The 15,807-nt window shown below is 48.1% G+C and carries 13 protein-coding genes; 7 read left to right on the plus strand and 6 right to left on the minus strand.

Going from position 1 to position 15,807, the window contains the following annotated elements:
• Positions 1–26: 26 nt before the first annotated feature.
• Together xseB and HUF13_RS04700 are read left to right on the plus strand one after the other, a co-directional pair.
• On the plus strand, positions 27–227 hold the full coding sequence (xseB, locus tag HUF13_RS04695) for an exodeoxyribonuclease VII small subunit (protein ID WP_173474037.1): 201 nt from the start codon (positions 27–29) through the stop codon (positions 225–227).
• Positions 227–1,051, plus strand: coding sequence for an ABC transporter ATP-binding protein (locus HUF13_RS04700; RefSeq protein ID WP_173474038.1), 825 nt, complete (start codon positions 227–229; stop codon positions 1,049–1,051). Before xseB ends, HUF13_RS04700 begins: the two co-directional genes overlap by 1 nt.
• Before the next feature lie 60 nt (positions 1,052–1,111).
• On the opposite strand, the gene HUF13_RS04705 is transcribed toward HUF13_RS04700, so the two are convergent.
• The 4 genes from HUF13_RS04705 to HUF13_RS04720 are packed head-to-tail and all read right to left on the minus strand — an operon-like array spanning position 1,112 to position 4,511.
• On the minus strand, positions 1,112–1,705 hold the full coding sequence (locus HUF13_RS04705; protein ID WP_304038819.1) for an ABC-type transport auxiliary lipoprotein family protein: 594 nt from the start codon (positions 1,703–1,705) through the stop codon (positions 1,112–1,114).
• 15 nt (positions 1,706–1,720) lie between these two features.
• Positions 1,721–2,602, minus strand: a complete 882-nt coding sequence (locus HUF13_RS04710; protein ID WP_304038820.1) for an MlaD family protein — start codon at positions 2,600–2,602, stop codon at positions 1,721–1,723.
• A 53-nt stretch (positions 2,603–2,655) separates the two neighbouring features.
• The gene (locus tag HUF13_RS04715; RefSeq protein ID WP_173474040.1) at positions 2,656–3,438 is read right to left on the minus strand and encodes an ABC transporter ATP-binding protein; all 783 of its coding nucleotides are present in this window, start codon (positions 3,436–3,438) and stop codon (positions 2,656–2,658) included.
• 8 nt (positions 3,439–3,446) lie between these two features.
• Entirely contained in the window at positions 3,447–4,511 is a 1,065-nt protein-coding gene (locus HUF13_RS04720; RefSeq protein WP_173474041.1) for an ABC transporter permease, read from the minus strand.
• 141 nt (positions 4,512–4,652) lie between these two features.
• Here HUF13_RS04720 and HUF13_RS04725 point away from each other — a divergent pair, with 141 nt between their 5' ends.
• The 4 genes from HUF13_RS04725 to HUF13_RS04740 all read left to right on the plus strand — a co-directional run bounded on the left by HUF13_RS04725 (position 4,653) and on the right by HUF13_RS04740 (position 8,088).
• On the plus strand, positions 4,653–6,053 hold the full coding sequence (locus tag HUF13_RS04725; protein ID WP_173474042.1) for a class I SAM-dependent RNA methyltransferase: 1,401 nt from the start codon (positions 4,653–4,655) through the stop codon (positions 6,051–6,053).
• A gap of 47 nt (positions 6,054–6,100) precedes the next feature.
• Positions 6,101–6,541 carry a hypothetical protein gene (locus HUF13_RS04730; protein WP_173474043.1) on the plus strand — a complete coding sequence of 147 codons (441 nt, stop codon included), beginning with the start codon at positions 6,101–6,103 and terminating at the stop codon, positions 6,539–6,541.
• A gap of 12 nt (positions 6,542–6,553) precedes the next feature.
• Entirely contained in the window at positions 6,554–7,480 is a 927-nt protein-coding gene (locus tag HUF13_RS04735) for a hypothetical protein (protein WP_173474044.1), read from the plus strand.
• A 203-nt stretch (positions 7,481–7,683) separates the two neighbouring features.
• Positions 7,684–8,088 carry a hypothetical protein gene (locus HUF13_RS04740; RefSeq protein WP_173474045.1) on the plus strand — a complete coding sequence of 135 codons (405 nt, stop codon included), beginning with the start codon at positions 7,684–7,686 and terminating at the stop codon, positions 8,086–8,088.
• Positions 8,089–8,303: 215 nt separating this feature from the next.
• Here the strand turns inward: HUF13_RS04740 and HUF13_RS04745 are convergent, their stop codons facing one another.
• Complete coding sequence (locus tag HUF13_RS04745) at positions 8,304–11,867, minus strand: PD40 domain-containing protein (protein WP_173474046.1); 3,564 nt, start codon at positions 11,865–11,867, stop codon at positions 8,304–8,306.
• Positions 11,868–12,221: 354 nt separating this feature from the next.
• Entirely contained in the window at positions 12,222–14,204 is a 1,983-nt protein-coding gene (locus HUF13_RS04750) for a carbohydrate binding domain-containing protein (RefSeq protein ID WP_173474047.1), read from the minus strand.
• Positions 14,205–14,408: 204 nt separating this feature from the next.
• Here HUF13_RS04750 and HUF13_RS04755 point away from each other — a divergent pair, with 204 nt between their 5' ends.
• A complete protein-coding gene (locus tag HUF13_RS04755) occupies positions 14,409–15,785 on the plus strand; it encodes a nitroreductase family protein (protein ID WP_173474048.1) in 1,377 nt (458 codons plus the stop codon).
• Positions 15,786–15,807 lie beyond the last annotated feature (22 nt).

Below are 15,807 nucleotides of genomic sequence, written 5' to 3' on the forward strand. Positions count from 1 at the left end.
AATTAAATCTAACTATATTCGTGAACATGAGTGAGCAAAATTTTGAATATAAAAACGCAATGGCGCGTTTAGAAGAAATTCTCTCGAAAATCGACAATTCCGAGATGGAAATTGATGAACTTGCTCTGGAGGTTCAAGAGGCTACGCAGCTTTTGCGTAAGTGTCGCCAAATTTTGATTGCGACCGAAAAGAACGTTCAGGACGCTCTTGCCGAGTTGGACGCTTGATGAATATCGAAAAAATTGATAGTGCAGTCCCTGCCATCGAAGTAAACGGGCTTACGGTACGGTTCCCGATTCGCGGTGGCATTTTTAGCAAAGTCAAGGACTATTTTACAGCCGTTGACAATGTGTCTTTTACGCTCCCGCAAGGGAAGATTCTTTCGATTGTGGGGGAGTCAGGCTGTGGAAAGTCAACGCTCGTCAAGTCTTTAGTCGGGCTCGTTCCTATTGCTAACGGTGATGTTAATTTGTTTGGACTACCGGTAAAAAACGGTAAAGTGGGCACGGCTAAAGATGCTGTGCGCGTGTCGGACTTGGTGCAGATGATTTTTCAGGATCCGTTTAGCAGCTTGAACCCGCGCCAAACAGTAACTGAAATTTTGACCGCTCCCGTAATTGCTCGCGGTGTTTCGTTCGATGAAGCCTGCAAACGCGCTAGGGAGCTTTTGGATCGCGTTTCGCTCCCGGCGGGTGCCATGGACAAGTTCCCGCATGAATTCTCGGGTGGCCAGCGCCAGCGCCTTTGCATTGCTCGTAGCTTGATGGTGCGCCCGAAGGTGTTGCTCTGCGATGAAGTGACGAGCGCTTTGGATGTGTCCGTGCAGGCTCAGATTTTGCATTTGCTTGACGATTTGCGTAATGAACTTGGTCTCTCTATTCTTTTTATCAGTCACGATATGCAAGTGGTTCGCGCTTTGAGCGATGAAGTCTTGGTCATGTACTTTGGACATGCTGTAGAACACGGCCCCGCCGATATTGTGCTCACGAACCCGCAAAACGATTACACGAAAAAATTGTTAGCAAGCGTCCCGACTATTCATCGAGAATAAAAAAGGCGGACCTAAGCCCGCCTAGCAATTCTTCCTACCGCCTACTTCCTACTAATACTATTACTTTACTCTTGCGATATTCTCAAGCGCGTCCTGCATGTACTTGGCGTAAAGCTTGGAGAGTGCTTCGGCGGCGGAGTGCGCATCGCGCTTGTTCATGCTCTGGCGCTCGTCATAGCGCTTTTCCCACAGTGGCGTATCTTCACCGACCTTGCGGAACGTGAACTGCACGGCGAGGTGCGCATCTTGTGAACTGCCTTCGTCGATTTCTTCAATCGCATCGACATTGCCGAGCAATTCAAAATCCGGCTTGCCCATCGGCTTTAAATCGACGGATTTGAAGAGGTTACTCTTGACCAGGTATTCGCCTGTCACTTGCGTGAGCATCTGCTCTGGGCGCGTTGCCCACAAATCCAAATCGTAGAACATAAAGTCATACGGCGATTCGCGATAAACGATGTTGCTGCGCTGGTAGGCCGGGTCAATCGTAAATTTCTTGACGAGAACGCGCGCGTCGCTTGTAGCACCCGATGTCGAAATGGATTCAGCAGAAATAGTGTAATAGCGGGAAGGTTCTGTCGAACCGCCGAGGCAACCCGTGAGCGTGAATGCTGAAAGGAGGGCTGCTGCTGCCAACAAACGATTTACTTTCATGATCAAATCTCCTTCTTAACGACCGCTCTTGCCTTCGGAGCGGATGAGTGCAGACGGGTTGTTCTTAATCTTCTGGGTAAATTCTTCGAGATTTTCAAGAATCGCATTGAGCTCTTCCACGGCGTTTCCGACCTGGTCTTCGTTCTTGTAAACCATGGCATCAACACGCTGCGTGAGTTTGTTCATGGATTCTGCGGTTTGCATCAAGTTTTCGTTCAAACCCTTGGTGTCGATAGCTTCGAGCTTTTCCTTGAGCACGGTGAGGTTTGTGTCAGCCTTGGCGGCAAGCTTTGCCTCTTCGATTTCCGCAAGAATCTTTTGCAGCGAAACCGCAGACTTGCTCATGGTGTTGAGCGGCTTTCTGATGTCGGCGGTCAAGTGGCTTAAGTTTTCGGTCGTCTTTTCGAGGTTCTTGAGCGTGCGCGAAATGCTCTCGGCGTTTTCTGGATTCAACACGCGGGCAAGTCCGTCAACGATCGGATTCGCCTTGTTGAAAATATCGCCCATCTGGCCTGTAATTTGGTCAAACATCGAAGCGGCTGCCGGAACGTAACCGCCTTCGGGAACGTTGGGTTCGCTGAAAGTACCGCCCGAAAGAATAACTTGCTTTTCACCGGTGAGGTTCATGCCCGCGGTGAGCCCAGCTCGTGTCCCTTTCTTGATCGGCGTTCCCTGGGTGACCTTGAATGCAACGACAACCTGATTCAGGTTTTGTTCGTTAATCGTGATGCTTGTAACGCTACCGACGGCAATGCCGTTCAACTTCACCTTGGCATCGACAAAAAGTCCGTTCACGTCCGTGTCGAAAATGGTGTAGTAGTTGTCGAATTGCTCGCTCAGGTAACGCTTGAGCACATAGCCTAGGAATATGCAAATCAATACTCCGCAAAAGAGCATGAATGCGCCTAGTTTAATTCTTTCGGATCGGGTAGTTTCCATATATTTTCAACTCAATCAATAAATTCAAAGTTGTAAAAGTCTTCGGCATTGTACTCTTTCGGGCACTGCCTATTGAAGAAATGCCTGAGGATGGGATCGTCGGATTCCATGCCTTCTTTCAAAGTCGCATCTTTCAGGACGTAGCCGTCCTTGAGATAAACGAAGCGGTCGCAGACGATTTTAATGCTTTCCAGTTCGTGGCTCACAATCACCATCGAAACGCCCAGTGTGTCGCGCAGTTCGAGGAGCAGTTCGTCCAGCGAACGGGCGGTCACCGGGTCGAGGCCTGTCGAAGGTTCGTCGCAGAACAAAAGTTCCGGCTTGAGCGCAATCGCGCGGGCAAGTGCTGCACGCTTCTTCATACCGCCAGAAATTTCACCGGGGTACTTGTAGAACGCATGGAGCAAGTGCACTTTTTCAAGGCGGTCTGCAACGATGGCTTCCATCTGGCTCTTGGGCATGTAGGGCATGCTGCGTTTGAGCGGGAGCATCGCGTTTTCGGCGACGGTCAAGTCCGCAAGGAGTGCGCCGCTTTGGAACAAGACGCCTGTGCGCATACGGGTCTCGCTATTGAGACCTTCCTTGGGGCCAAACTTCTTTCCGAAGTAAGTAATCGTGCCTTCGTCCGACTTGATAAACTTCAACACGTTGTTTAAAAGCGTGGATTTACCGCAACCGGAGCTCCCAAGCACCATGCGGATTTCACCCTTGCGCACTCCAAACGAAATATCCTTGAGGATTGTTTCGTTCCCGTAGCTCGCTTTCAAATGTTCTACTTTTAGAATTTCGTCCATATTGACCTCTAGTAGAAAATGAAGGCGAAAAGGGTATCTGAAATCACGATGGTACAAATGGCCGCCACAACGCTTGAAGTTGTCGCCTTACCGACCGCTTCTGCACCGCCATGGGCGTTGAGTCCCTTGTTGCAGGCGATGAGCGTTACAATCCAGCCAAACACGAGAGCCTTGATGGTACTCTTGAGGAAGGTCATCGGGTCGATGCCGTCGCGGAGCCCCATCATGTAATTCGAGAAGGAAATATCGCAGAAGAAATACGCAATGAGGAACCCGGCGAAGCTACCGACGATGGAGGCGCTGAACGAGAGAATTGGGGTCGTGACACTTAACGCGATGAATCGCGGAACCACGAGGTACTGCACCGGCGGAATGGCCATGGACTTTAACGCCTTGATTTCTTCGCAAACGCTCATGTTTGCAATTTCTGCCGCCATGGCGCTACCGGAACGCCCGGCCAAAATAATCGTTGTGAGGAGCGGGCCAATTTCTGCAAAAATAAGGAACCCAAGCCCCGATGCGAGGTAAGAACCGCCGCCCACCGCATTCAACATCACTGAACTCTGCAAAGCCATCGTAAGGCAAATGAGTCCCACGAACAAAAAACAAATACCCATGGCTTCACTGCCGGACTTGAACATCTGCTTGGTAATGCCTCCAAAGTGGATTTTGCCCTTGTCGAACGGACCGATTATCGTCCAGTAGATAGACATGAACAAAAGCTTGAGAACTTCGAACGTTTCCCTAATGAGCATGAACCCGATGTCGCCCATCATTTCGAGAATATTGTTTGTCTCGCGTTGAGGTTTTTCGGGCGGTTCCATCTTGCGGAGATTCTGCAAGTGTTGCTTGATTTCGGGGGCGAAGTGCGCGAGGACGAGCTTGTTGCCCGTCTTTTGGGAAAGCTCCGCTAAAAGTGCAAAAAAGGCATCGGCGCTGTAATCCATCGAGGTGAGGCTTGATCCGTCCAGATAAAGCTCCCCTTTGGAGAGGGCACTCCTGCAATTCGAGAGCAGCCTTTTGCTGTTCTCCGCAGTCAGTGCGCTAGGCAAAACTATCGATGTCGTTTCCATTGAGCGACAATTTAGAAAATTTTGAACCGCGACTGCGGCAAAAAGCCCCGTTTTCTTTCAGGAATGTTGGAATTTTGGTCAAAAACGCAAAAAATGGGGATAGGTGGTAGTGCTTGTTAAACATTTTCTATTTTTACGTTCATGGCTGACTTCCGCAGAAATAATCGCTCGAATCGAGACCGCTTTAATCGCGGCAATATGCGTTCGGACAACAATCGCCCGAGTGGCAATAAGGACCGCCGCGGCTCTAGTCGCGACCCGCATGGTGAATGCTTCACGCTTCGCATCGAAAAGATGGTGCAAGGGGGCGAGGGCATGGCGCGCTTGGAAGACGGTCGTGTGTGCTTTGTGGCGGGAGCGCTTCCGGGGGAACTCTGCAAGGTGCGACTCACGTTCCAAAAAAAGGACTTTACCAAGGGCCGTGTTGTCGAAGTTCTGGAAGCAAGCCCTGATCGTGTGAAACCGCTTTGTCCGCTGTACGGAAAATGCGGCGGCTGTAGTTTGCAGCATCTCACTTCTGAAAAGCAAGCGGAATACCTCGAAAAAGTCGAACGCGAAAACTTCAGGCGCTTGGCGCATGCGGAACTGCCCGAAGATTTTGTGATTCATACCGGAAACGCGTGGGGCTACAGAAACCGCGCCCGCGTTGTATTCTGCGGCAATTCCTTTGGCAATGCCGGTGGTGATGGTGCGGCAAATCGTGAAGGTTCTACTAACTGCGCATGCTTCGGTTTCCGCGGCGAAGAAAGCAACAATATTGTCCCGTTTGAAAATTGCCCTGTGCTCACGGACGGCTTGAATGAATTCTTGCGTGGGCCGGCAGCAACGCTTCTCGCGAATAATCGCCGCGACATTGATGTGAATATTTTCGACAACGGCAAAGGCGAAATCTCGTTCTATTACCCGGGAATGCGCAAGTCCGACTTTGACACTCATGCCATAAGCGTTGTTGAAATTGCTGGCCGCAAAATCGAAGCGGATGCTTCCGTGTTTTTCCAGAGCAATTTGGGGCTCTTGCCGGAACTCGTTGAATCAGTCCGCAAGGCTGTGGATGAAGGCTTGGCAAGTGGTAAGGCGACTAACGATTGGCTTATAGACTTGTTTAGCGGTGTCGGATTCTTCGCTTGCATTTTGCAGGACAAGTTCAAGAAAATCACGACTGTCGAACGCGAAGAGGGGTGCCTGAAACACGCAAAAGTTAATTTGTCTGCTCCTGCGGCGGTTCCGACAGCGAAAAATTCAGCGGTTCCAGTAATCGAAAACGTTTCGGCGCCTGCTGAAGATTGGCTTCTCGAAAACGTTGTGGACGTGCCCGCCACTCTTATTGTGGATCCTCCGCGCACAGGACTGCCCAAAGAAGCACTTTCTGCTATCGTCAAGAGCTCTGTCAACCGCCTGATTTACGTTTCTTGCGATCCGGTGACCCTTGCACGTGACTATGCCAAGTTCGCCGAGGCCGGTTTTGCGCTTTCTCATGCCGAAGGATTCGCTTTTTACCCTCAAACACCCCATCTTGAAATGATGTTTGTACTTGACAGATAGTTTTTTGCTATTTTAAAAAGTGCTGTTGGGAAAAATAGAGGGATACAATGAAAAAACAGAAAATCGTTATGTTTGCAACTCTCGCCTTGGGTGCACTGTTTGCGGGGTGCTCGAAATCTGAACCCGTCATCGCTTGTGGCCGTGAATGGAATCCTGCTGTGGGTTACGTCGCGGATACGGGTAGCGTATTTAAGATGGCTGATGAGCTCATTATCCAATTACGTTACGGAACGGGTTTTGATTTTAATACGCTGAAATTTGCGTTCTACGAAGGAACTCTTGGCAACAAGGGTACTCAGCTTTGGGAACGTGATTTCCATGTTTCCAATAAAATGGAAGCATTTACACTTGAAGCGCGTTCTCGTCGAGGCGGCTATGCGACGGCTCGCGAAATGACGAAACTCAAAGCCCCTGGAACGGTTGTTCTGGAAATTTCTTCCGAAAGAGGCTTAATCGCTGCAAAACAGTTAACGATTGTCAATCAATAGTTGGTTAATTTAATGAATAAAATAAAATTCTTGAGTGGAATGTTTGTCGCTGCTATGCTTACCGCTTGCAGCGAATCCGAAGTGTCTGTTGACTATAAATTAAGTGCTCCTGTCACGCTCGAAATGTACACCGAAAGCTATTATGCAACGCTTGACTTGAAGGGCGAAGAAAAGATGGGGACGATTACGGCGACGTATGCCGATTTGAACTACTCTTCAAAAGGCGATACGACGTTTGTCAAGCGTAACTATGTTATTGACAAGTCTCGCGGATACCTCAAGAATTTTATGCCGACAGAACTTGCTTGGCGCATCAAGGAAGTGAACCTAGCTGCGGTTGATCGTAACGTCACGAATCTTTCTGGGATTGACGATGGCTACGATACGTTGCTGGCCCATATCCCGATGCCGAGTCGTTGGCGCGATCAGCTCTTGAATCCGGAATTCAAGCCGCACCTCAAGCGCTTGGAAAAGCATCGTTGGGAAATGGACCATTTGCTCAAGGGCGTGGTGCCTGTCAAGGGTAACGTGACCGAACTTCTCAAGCAACAGGGACGTTTGAACTTTGCGTTGATTCAGATTGACTCTGTGGTGACGAAGGGCTTTACGAACCGCGACCACCGCAAATGCTTGGACTACGTGGTTTACCTGCACGAAGCCGAAAGCTTCCCGTATTTCATTTGGGAACAGCATGTGGGTAGCAAGATTGTTCCTGAAAAGTTCAAGGGTTATACTTCTGGTCTCAAGGGTGAATACCGCACTGAGTTTGAAGTCATGATTGAACCAGAAACTGGGCTCCCGTGTCAGGAACGTGAAGTCAAGGTCGGAACGCATACGATGATCCACCCCGAAACAAAGGATTCTGTCACGTTCACGAGCCACGTCTCGTACGAAAGACTTTACAACATCAAGCGTGAAGTTGCGGACTCCGCTGAGTAGAGGTTGTTTTGCAGCAGTTGTGAGTTTCGAGTTACTAGTTCTGAGATTCTAGTTACTGAGGTGCTTCGCAACAGTTCCTAGTTACTAGAGAATTTCATATTAAGAATTCTAGTAACTTCTAACTTCCTACTGTCTACTTCCTACTTTTTTTGTACTTTAATCCCATGCGTTTGACAATTCCATTTTTCCTTCTTCCTGTCGCGATGAATTTCATCGGTTGTGCGACTCACGTTTCTTCGCAGCAGACGATGGCCGATGACCGCAATCTCGTTTACGAGGATACGTATAAGGCTTATCGTGAAGCCGAAGAAAAATATTTGAATTTGCTGTTCAATATCGAACGCATGCCCGAAGAAGAAGAACTTTGGGTGCTCAAGCGCGAACGCATGTTGGAATTGATGCAACTCAAGGAATTGATGTTGAACGCTCGTGTAGAACTTGATGGCGCTATTCAAGAATGGGAACGTCATTTGCTCGATGTTCAGGCCGAGGTCAAGTCGCGAGAAATCAAAAAGCTCAACCCGAATTTCAAAGGCCGAGACGCCGAACGCACAAGCCCCGGCCAGCTACTCCCCGGCGAAAAAAACACCAAAAGCTTTAACTACTAAACATTAAACAACCTTAAAAAAACGGCGGCCCTAAGCCGCCTTTCGTTTAAGCTAATCTAGAACTGCATACACAATTATAGTTGCAGATACGTTTTATAATGCAATAAGCGTCGGCCACAACCTTAAAAGGCGAACGCAGCGGGGCTGCTTGCAGACCCATTGCTGAGCCGTAAGGTTGGCGCTTGCGCCAGGATGGGTAAAAAAATTTTACATGGCTACTGCCATGAGTTCAAGAACCCCATCCCAATGGAAAACTTTATTCTGGTTGGGCGGAGCACCTTGGGCAAGAACGTCAAGTGGATCGGATCCAACTTCCAGCCTCCGTGCAAATCGCCATCTTCGCCAATGCGGTCAAGCCCGCGAGCAAACGTGAGCGAAATGTCAAACGGAATACTTCCCCAAATCTTGTTGCTCATGCGGAAACTTAAACCCACAGAACGGTCCCAGAATCCATGCTTGGTAAACTTGTCTGTGAAGAAATTTCCGTTCCATGCGGCACCGATTTGCGAGAACAAGTCAACGTAAAGACTGCGCGTTGTGAATATCCAAAGATTGTGCCTCCAGTCATCGTAAATGGGGTAGAGGTAATGAAGTTCTGCTATTGCCGTTTTGGTGCCGGCGAGCGTGTAGTCTTCGTTACTGCGTAAGTAGGGGTAACCGTCAAGGAATACCGGGGTGTAAAAGTACGAATCCAACGTGTCACTTACATCGTCAGTATCCCAGTGGAGAATACTGGAAATTTTTCCGCCGGCGGCAAGACGTGCGCCTAAGAGCGGAGTCTGGATGCTTCCGTATAAATTAATTCCAAATTGATGGAGCGTGAAGTTTCTGTAATGGGTTTTGATTTGACCGTTTTCAGTAATATAGAGAGTTCCGGGACGGTTTAGGTCGGTGTTGGAGTACTGGTAATAAACGAGTGCCCCGTTCCCTTGTCCGGAAATTCCCGATCCGCCTTCGCCTTCGTGGTCTCCGTAAAGACCGAATCCAATGGTAGCGCTAAAGCGTTTGTTGTATGTCCATTCGACCGTGTCGTTGTAAAAGTTTACGTTAGCCCAGTCATAGCTGATGGCGGCTTGCAATGTATCGATGCTCTTGAAAATACTATAGCCTGCGGTTCCTGTAATGGCCTGTGTTGCAAAGGCATAGTAGCTTGTTTTTATGCTATCGCCCCTGTTTGCGCCAACGTCATCGGCATGGATGGTGTCTTGGCTTGTATAATTAGCGTAATTGTACGAAAGTCCAAGATCTATAGGAGTGCTGCGGTTGTCCCATGAAATAAAGAATTCCTTTTCTTGTCTGGGGTTGAGACCGCTTCCGTTGAAATAGTCTATTCCCTTTCCGAGTTCGAGTAACAATCCTAATTGCACGGTGTTCTTCTTGAGCGCGTCGCTGATAACGACAGCAAGCCCGAGTTTTGCTTTGACTTCGCCATCACCAAACACGGTTAATGACGGAGCGTTTTCGCTAAAGCTCAAGATTGGCACGAACAATGGGATGTTGGGAATGGGCTTGTAATTGCGTTCGGCGCCTGCAAATTCACGATCGACGAGTTCAAGATTTTTGTGAATCTTTTGCGGGAGCGTTCCGTGCAAGATGATTTCTCGTTGCGTGGTGTCTATGACGGCAACCTTGATTGTATCGCGGTGTTCGACTTGCTTCACGTCTTTAAGCCAAACGACTTTAGGAACGGTGCATTTTGCGGAATCTGCGGCCTTTGCGCCTGCTTGCTCGGCTGTTGCTTTTGCTGCTACAAGTTTTGTTGTATCTGCGATGTTTGCTGTATCGGAGCATGCAACCTGAATGGTGTCTGCAATTTGTAAAACGCTATCGCGGGTCGAAACTACAATACTGTCGCGGTAAACGGGCTCAGCTTCTTTTCTGTAAGGCAACTTGTAAAGTGAAAATCCGTCCTTGTCGTACTGCGTAAAGAAAATTGTATCGCCTGCGAGTGTCGGCGTGAATGCGCCACCAACGACATTTGTCAAAGCGCGTTCCTTGCCTGTGTTTAAATCCTTTTCGATGAGGTTGAAAATATTGTTTCTGTTGCTGGCGAAAATAATCTTGTCGTTATCGAGCCATGCCACGTCGCGTTCGTCATAACCTGTGGTGCTCACGACTTTGAAGTTCTTGCCGTTCGTGTCTACGACTGCGATGCCGCGCTGTACATCGTCAAAGAAACTGAAAGCAATGCGTTTTCCGTCTGGGCTGAATTTGGGACTGTAAATGTTGTAGTAGAGACGCGAAGAATCGGGCTTGAAAATATCAATGGGTTCTTCGGAGGTGATGTTTTTCAAGTCACTCTTGAACGGAACTTTACTTAATACAAATCTCGTGCTGAACGGCTCGCGTCGTACAAAGATAATAGAGTTCCCTTGCTTGTTGAATGACGGGTAGACGGCGTCTACAAGGTAGGTGAGCGTTGCTTGATTCTTGTTCGTGTCGCTTAACGCGATGTCAAAGTGCGCGTGCCCATCTTTGTCGCGGTTCTGGTAGCTGATGTAGGCGAGAATCGGGCCGTGCGTGCTGTCGTCGTAAACGTCGATGCCCTTGTCGAACCACGGCTTTTTCGCCTTGAAGCCGGACTTTGCAAATTTGGAAATGTCAATAAGACTGCTGTCGGCTCCTTCGATTTCAATATCGCCAATCTCAACTTTCGTGGAATCATTTTTGGATTGGTTCACTTCGGCTGGCTTATCCGGTTGGTGAGCTTGTCGAACCACGTCTTTCGTCTTTAAAGTATCTTCCAGCGGTATTTTAAACACGCTTCCGTCAAACCAAGGTCCGCCAAAGTTTGATACTCCATAAAGGTTTTTGCCGCTAACAACGGGGAAATCGTTCCAGAATGCATCCTTGGTAATTTTTACACCTTCGACCAATGTACCGAGAGAATCTTTTTGTGCTTGGTAGTATTCAGTGATCTCTTTTTTCCAGGCGTTGTACAATTCCTTTTCGCTGATGCCGAGAACTTTTTTTATAGCTCCGTTCAGCGTGGCGCGGTAGGGGCGCCCGAGTTCTTTCCAAATATTCGGGATGGCTTCGTCGCCGTAATGCTTTACAATGTAGAGCACGAGCGAAAAACCTTGTGTGTAAGGTCCAAGTTCAGCAAGGAGCGAGTTGTCCGAAAATTCGTGCATGTAGGGGAGCGTCATGAGGCTATCGCTGAGCGCTGCCGTGCGGAGGAGCATGTCGCGGTGCGTATCCCAGGAGTCAAAACCCATGCGTGATGATTCGTATTGCGCGGTTCCTTCAGCAAACCAAAGCGGTTGCAACGTAAACGGAATCATGGAAACGAAATCTGTTCGGGTTCGTTCGTTGTAATAGTCCGTAAATCCGAATTGGACACCGTAGAGGTTCGGGAATGTTTTACTTCCACTTTCGATGCTCACGAGATGGCTGAATTCGTGCGTGATAACATCTGAAATCCAGCCGTGGCTGCTGCGAATTTTAAAATCCCAGTTGGTGAGCCAAAGATTCACGGCATTTTCGCTAGGGATGGCGCTTCCGTTGCTGTAAAGAGCGTTGTTCAAGACAGCGCTCACGCGGCCGGGAAGAGCTTTGTGGTAACGGCTGGTGACAGAATCGTAAACGGCTTCGGCATAGGCGGAAACTTTCGCTGCGTGTGTAGAGTATTCCATCGGGTAAATAAACTGGAAATGCTCCGTGCCTGCGGTTTTCCATTTAATATCGCTTTGGTTGCCGTAAAATCCGGCTGCGTTTGCTGCCCCTGCTATAAACAACGTGGAACAGACTGCAAAAATGCCTTTAATCTTAAACTTCATAATTGTAATTTAGAAAATCGCGAACAAATAAAAAACCGCACGAATGCACATGCGGCTTATATTTGGAGGAGATGAGGATTCTTATTGTTCTATAAAAATATGTAAAATCCCCATTGCATTGTGTTAATAAAAACTGAACTTTTATATATGTCTGTATTAACCGTATCTTTCCGCTTTCAACTTCTAACTTCCTACTTATACTCTCGCTTCGCTCAAGTATCAAATGCTAGCCTCGGTTATGCCAAAACAAGTTTTGTCGCAACACTCGACTTACGCATTTGTCCTACTGTCTACTTCCAACTAAAAAAAGCCACGCATTTCTGCGCAGCTTTTCTGGGATTCTAAGGAGAAATTTTATTTTCCGACGCCGAGAGCCTTGTCCAAGCCTTCGATCAACTTGCCGTTTTCGATCACGGAGAAGTTGCCGGTGTAGCCCCAGTGCGTCCAAGGAATCTGGAGTGTATCGCAGATTTCACGCATGGCTGTGAGGTAGTTGATGCGGGATTCTGCGGTAGAACGGAGGTTCAAAGCTCCGAATTCATTGATAATCACCGGTACGTTGTTGGTGGCAGCCCACTTCTTAGCCTTGAGAATTTCGACCATGATGGCTTCCTTGCTGCCAGTCTTGTAGTAGTCCTTGATTGCGTTCTTGACGTAAGATTTTGTGCTCTTGTTGACACCGAAGTCACCCGACACCGTGGACCACTTTGCCTTATCGTAGGGGAACGGAATATCGTGAATTGTGGCGTAGTCCGTCCAGGAACCGCCCTGATGCGTGAAGGCGAACGGTTCGTAAGTGTGGATCACGTAGATGATATTGTCATCGGTGAACGGAGTGCGCTTGGCCAAGAGAGTAATGGAGTACCACTGGGCATCACCGAAGAGGATTGTATGCTTGGTGTTGACCGAGCGGATGGCGTCAATCATGGCCTGAGCTGCTTTTGTCCACTGGGCTGCGGTAACCTTACCATCGCTCATGTCCGGTTCGTTCAAAAGTTCAAAGAACAAGTCTTCACGAGTATTTTCGGCATAGTGCGCTGCAACATGCTTCCAAGTTTCAGCCATCATCTTGATATAGTTCGTGTCCTTGGCGCTTGTGGTGTTGTAGCTATTGTCGTATTCGTGGTAGTCGATCACGAGAGACATGTTGTGCTTGGCGGTCCATTTTACGAAGGAATCGAGAACCATGAACAATGTGTCGTCATCGAACTTGAGTTCAGCATCGGTGCCCTTGACGAATGCATCGCGGTTTGTGGCGTAAAGGTCGAGGTCAATGGGCAAGCGGAGGCTCTTGAAACCGTTTTCGGAGAGGATCTGGACATCCTTTTCGCCCAATTCAAAGGATTTAAACTTGCCGTCGGCATTTTCGAGCCAGTTGGTGAAATTTACACCCTTGTTGAGATACTTCATGGCCTTTTCTTGCAACGGATTTGTTACAGCAATATCTGCGTCGGTGAATGAGACAGTCGGAATGACCGGGTCCTTGATTTCCATATCCGGTTTATCCTTTTCGACTTCGGAAGTGTCTTGCAGATAAAGGTTGTCTATGAATAGCGAGTCCGAAATAGCTTTGTTCTTGTTGCCTTTGGCTTGGAAACTGATTGCTCTGATGTTCTTGGCGTTAAAGATAACTTCTTTGCCCCAGCCGCCTTGTACAAGGTCCTTGAAGCGGATGACGGCTTGTTTCCAGGTTCTAGAAGCTGCAACCTTTGCAAGATGCACGTCATAATCTTCGACATCGGTGACTTCGATATGTACTTCGTGAGCGCCGCCCTTATACCAATATGTGATGCCGCCAAAACGTCCATTGGCGCTGTCCGGGTCTACTTGTACGCCCCAGCCCACATACGGATCGTATTCGTAATCGCCTCTATCGAGCGTGTAGCTGACAAGCAAAGCCTTGGTTGAACCATTGTTGACCGTTGCTGGTATAATGTCGCCTTCGTCATTGAGCGGAGTCGTGATTATGGATGCACCGTTGTTACTGTTGTCGTTGTAGGTGTACCAATAATTGCTGAGGTTGTTCATGTGGTTGCCGTCTTCAAAATCGTCCACGAGAACACCGAGACCTTGCGGGAGTGTGATGGGGCCTTCTGCGGGGAGTGTAGACGGATCAACCGTCCCAGCAGAGCTGGATGATTCGGTTGTGATATCCGCAATTGAGGAACTAGAGGTGAGCTCCGTTGAGCCGCTGGAACCTGGAACTGGGTTTTCTGTGCCAGTGCCCGGATTATTCGCAAATTGCGTATCGGAATTATCGTCGCCGCAGGCTGTAAGTGCCATTGTGGCTGCGATTCCGAGAACGCTTAATGAAGTGTATAAATTCTTGAGTTGCATATGGCCTCTTATGGAATTTTAATTTCTATCAAAAAATATATTGGGGGTATTATTATATAGCTGAAAAAATCGAAAACCGTAATTATAACTGTATTAAGTGTTTTGTTAAAAAATCCTGTTTTTGTAAGAAAAACGCACAAAAAACTTTTATTTTAGTGCCTTTGAACATTGCGCATACTGTAAACTTTTTATCTTGCACTTTGAATGCGCTATTTTTCGGAAATTTATCACGAATCGACCCAGTACATTCCCCATGGAAGTGGGGATCCTGTCATTATGCATTGGGAAAAGCAAGCGTATGCCGATAAGCGTTATGAAGGGTGCCAGAGATACCCGCTCACGGCAGGTTTTATGCCTCTTTTGGCTCCAGTTTCGGCGGATTACTTAGATCCGGTTGGCGTTTATGCGGTTGTGCATGAATCGGATGTTCCCGATGGCGTTTATTATGTTGATCTTGATGACTCGAAACTTGTAAAACTTGGGGGCGAGGATGTTCGCAAGGCGATTCTTTCGGCGTTCCCGGAACAAGAATTTGTTAAAGAATCGCAAACGATTTTCCTTTACACGGGGATTCTAGAACGCGCTGTTTGGCGATTCCGCGAAGCAGCGTATCGACAAGTACAAATGGATGTAGGGTCTGCCTGCGCTAATACGATTCTTCTTGCAAAGTCAAGGGGGCAAAAGGTATTTACGCTTGGCGGTTTTGTTGATGATTCCATTGCGGTCGCGCTCAAGCTTGGCGCTACAGAAATGCCGATGGCTGCCATTGCGATTTTCCCTGAAAAGAGCATGGTTGCTTTCAATTCCGTCGATGATGGTGTTGGCGAATTAGCTTATTCAAACCATGCCGAAATGAATGCTTACGTGGGCGATGGCGAAAACAGCTTTGATATCTCGCGCTATCCGTCGCGATTCATGTTGCAAAATCATCTCGAAAACATCGATGACTTGAATCTTTGCATGAAGGTGCGCCGCTTAAATGCTCAGGCGTTGCCTGGCGATGAGTTCCCGCTGACGCCTTCGAAATTCACGAACGAATATTATTTGCGTGAACTGTGGTATTTACGTGCGGACCGTAAAGTAAAGGCTCCGTTTGCTCACGGAACACTTGATTTGGATGATTTCTCTTCGCTGTTACGTTGGTTGGAGTTGGCGCAAATCAATGCGTTTGGTGCTGGGCTTATCAAGATTTGGATTGTCGTTTTTGATGTGATGTTTGTGTATGCGGGTGTGTACCGCTATATTCCGGTACGCAAGTCCATTTACATGCAAAGTGGTTCTGCAAATCCGAAAAGATTTGTCAAATGCTTTGCTGTTCCCGAACAAGTTCAAAATGCGATGTTTGCGGTGGTGCTGACTTCGAACTTGAATGAATCTTGCAATGTGCTTGGAAATCGCGGTTATCGCTACATGAACTTGAATGCGGGTGTGCTCACGGAATCGTTATATGTTTCCGCGCGCCTGCTCAACAAAACTGCTCGTGAAGAGCATTTCTTTTACCATGATGAACTGAAAAGGCTTCTGGATATTCCAGAAACTGAAAGCATTATCTCGACAGTTGTCGTGGGAAAAAATAAGTAAAATAACGATTGGACTGTTGTTT

This window comes from Fibrobacter succinogenes, assembly GCF_902779965.1.
In the GTDB taxonomy this organism is placed as follows: domain Bacteria; phylum Fibrobacterota; class Fibrobacteria; order Fibrobacterales; family Fibrobacteraceae; genus Fibrobacter; species Fibrobacter succinogenes_F.

Coding starts and splice junctions, on each gene's coding strand:
- HUF13_RS04720 (WP_173474041.1), bottom strand. CDS start 4,511: ATGGAAACGACATCGATAGTTTTGCCTAGCGCACTGACTGCGGAGAAC.
- HUF13_RS04710 (WP_304038820.1), bottom strand. CDS start 2,602: ATGCTCTTTTGCGGAGTATTGATTTGCATATTCCTAGGCTATGTGCTC.
- HUF13_RS04715 (WP_173474040.1), bottom strand. CDS start 3,438: ATGGACGAAATTCTAAAAGTAGAACATTTGAAAGCGAGCTACGGGAAC.
- HUF13_RS04745 (WP_173474046.1), bottom strand. CDS start 11,867: ATGAAGTTTAAGATTAAAGGCATTTTTGCAGTCTGTTCCACGTTGTTT.
- HUF13_RS04750 (WP_173474047.1), bottom strand. CDS start 14,204: ATGCAACTCAAGAATTTATACACTTCATTAAGCGTTCTCGGAATCGCA.
- HUF13_RS04730 (WP_173474043.1), top strand. CDS start 6,101: ATGAAAAAACAGAAAATCGTTATGTTTGCAACTCTCGCCTTGGGTGCA.
- HUF13_RS04735 (WP_173474044.1), top strand. CDS start 6,554: ATGAATAAAATAAAATTCTTGAGTGGAATGTTTGTCGCTGCTATGCTT.
- HUF13_RS04700 (WP_173474038.1), top strand. CDS start 227: ATGAATATCGAAAAAATTGATAGTGCAGTCCCTGCCATCGAAGTAAAC.
- HUF13_RS04755 (WP_173474048.1), top strand. CDS start 14,409: ATGCGCTATTTTTCGGAAATTTATCACGAATCGACCCAGTACATTCCC.
- HUF13_RS04740 (WP_173474045.1), top strand. CDS start 7,684: ATGAATTTCATCGGTTGTGCGACTCACGTTTCTTCGCAGCAGACGATG.
- HUF13_RS04725 (WP_173474042.1), top strand. CDS start 4,653: ATGGCTGACTTCCGCAGAAATAATCGCTCGAATCGAGACCGCTTTAAT.
- xseB (WP_173474037.1), top strand. CDS start 27: ATGAGTGAGCAAAATTTTGAATATAAAAACGCAATGGCGCGTTTAGAA.
- HUF13_RS04705 (WP_304038819.1), bottom strand. CDS start 1,705: ATGAAAGTAAATCGTTTGTTGGCAGCAGCAGCCCTCCTTTCAGCATTC.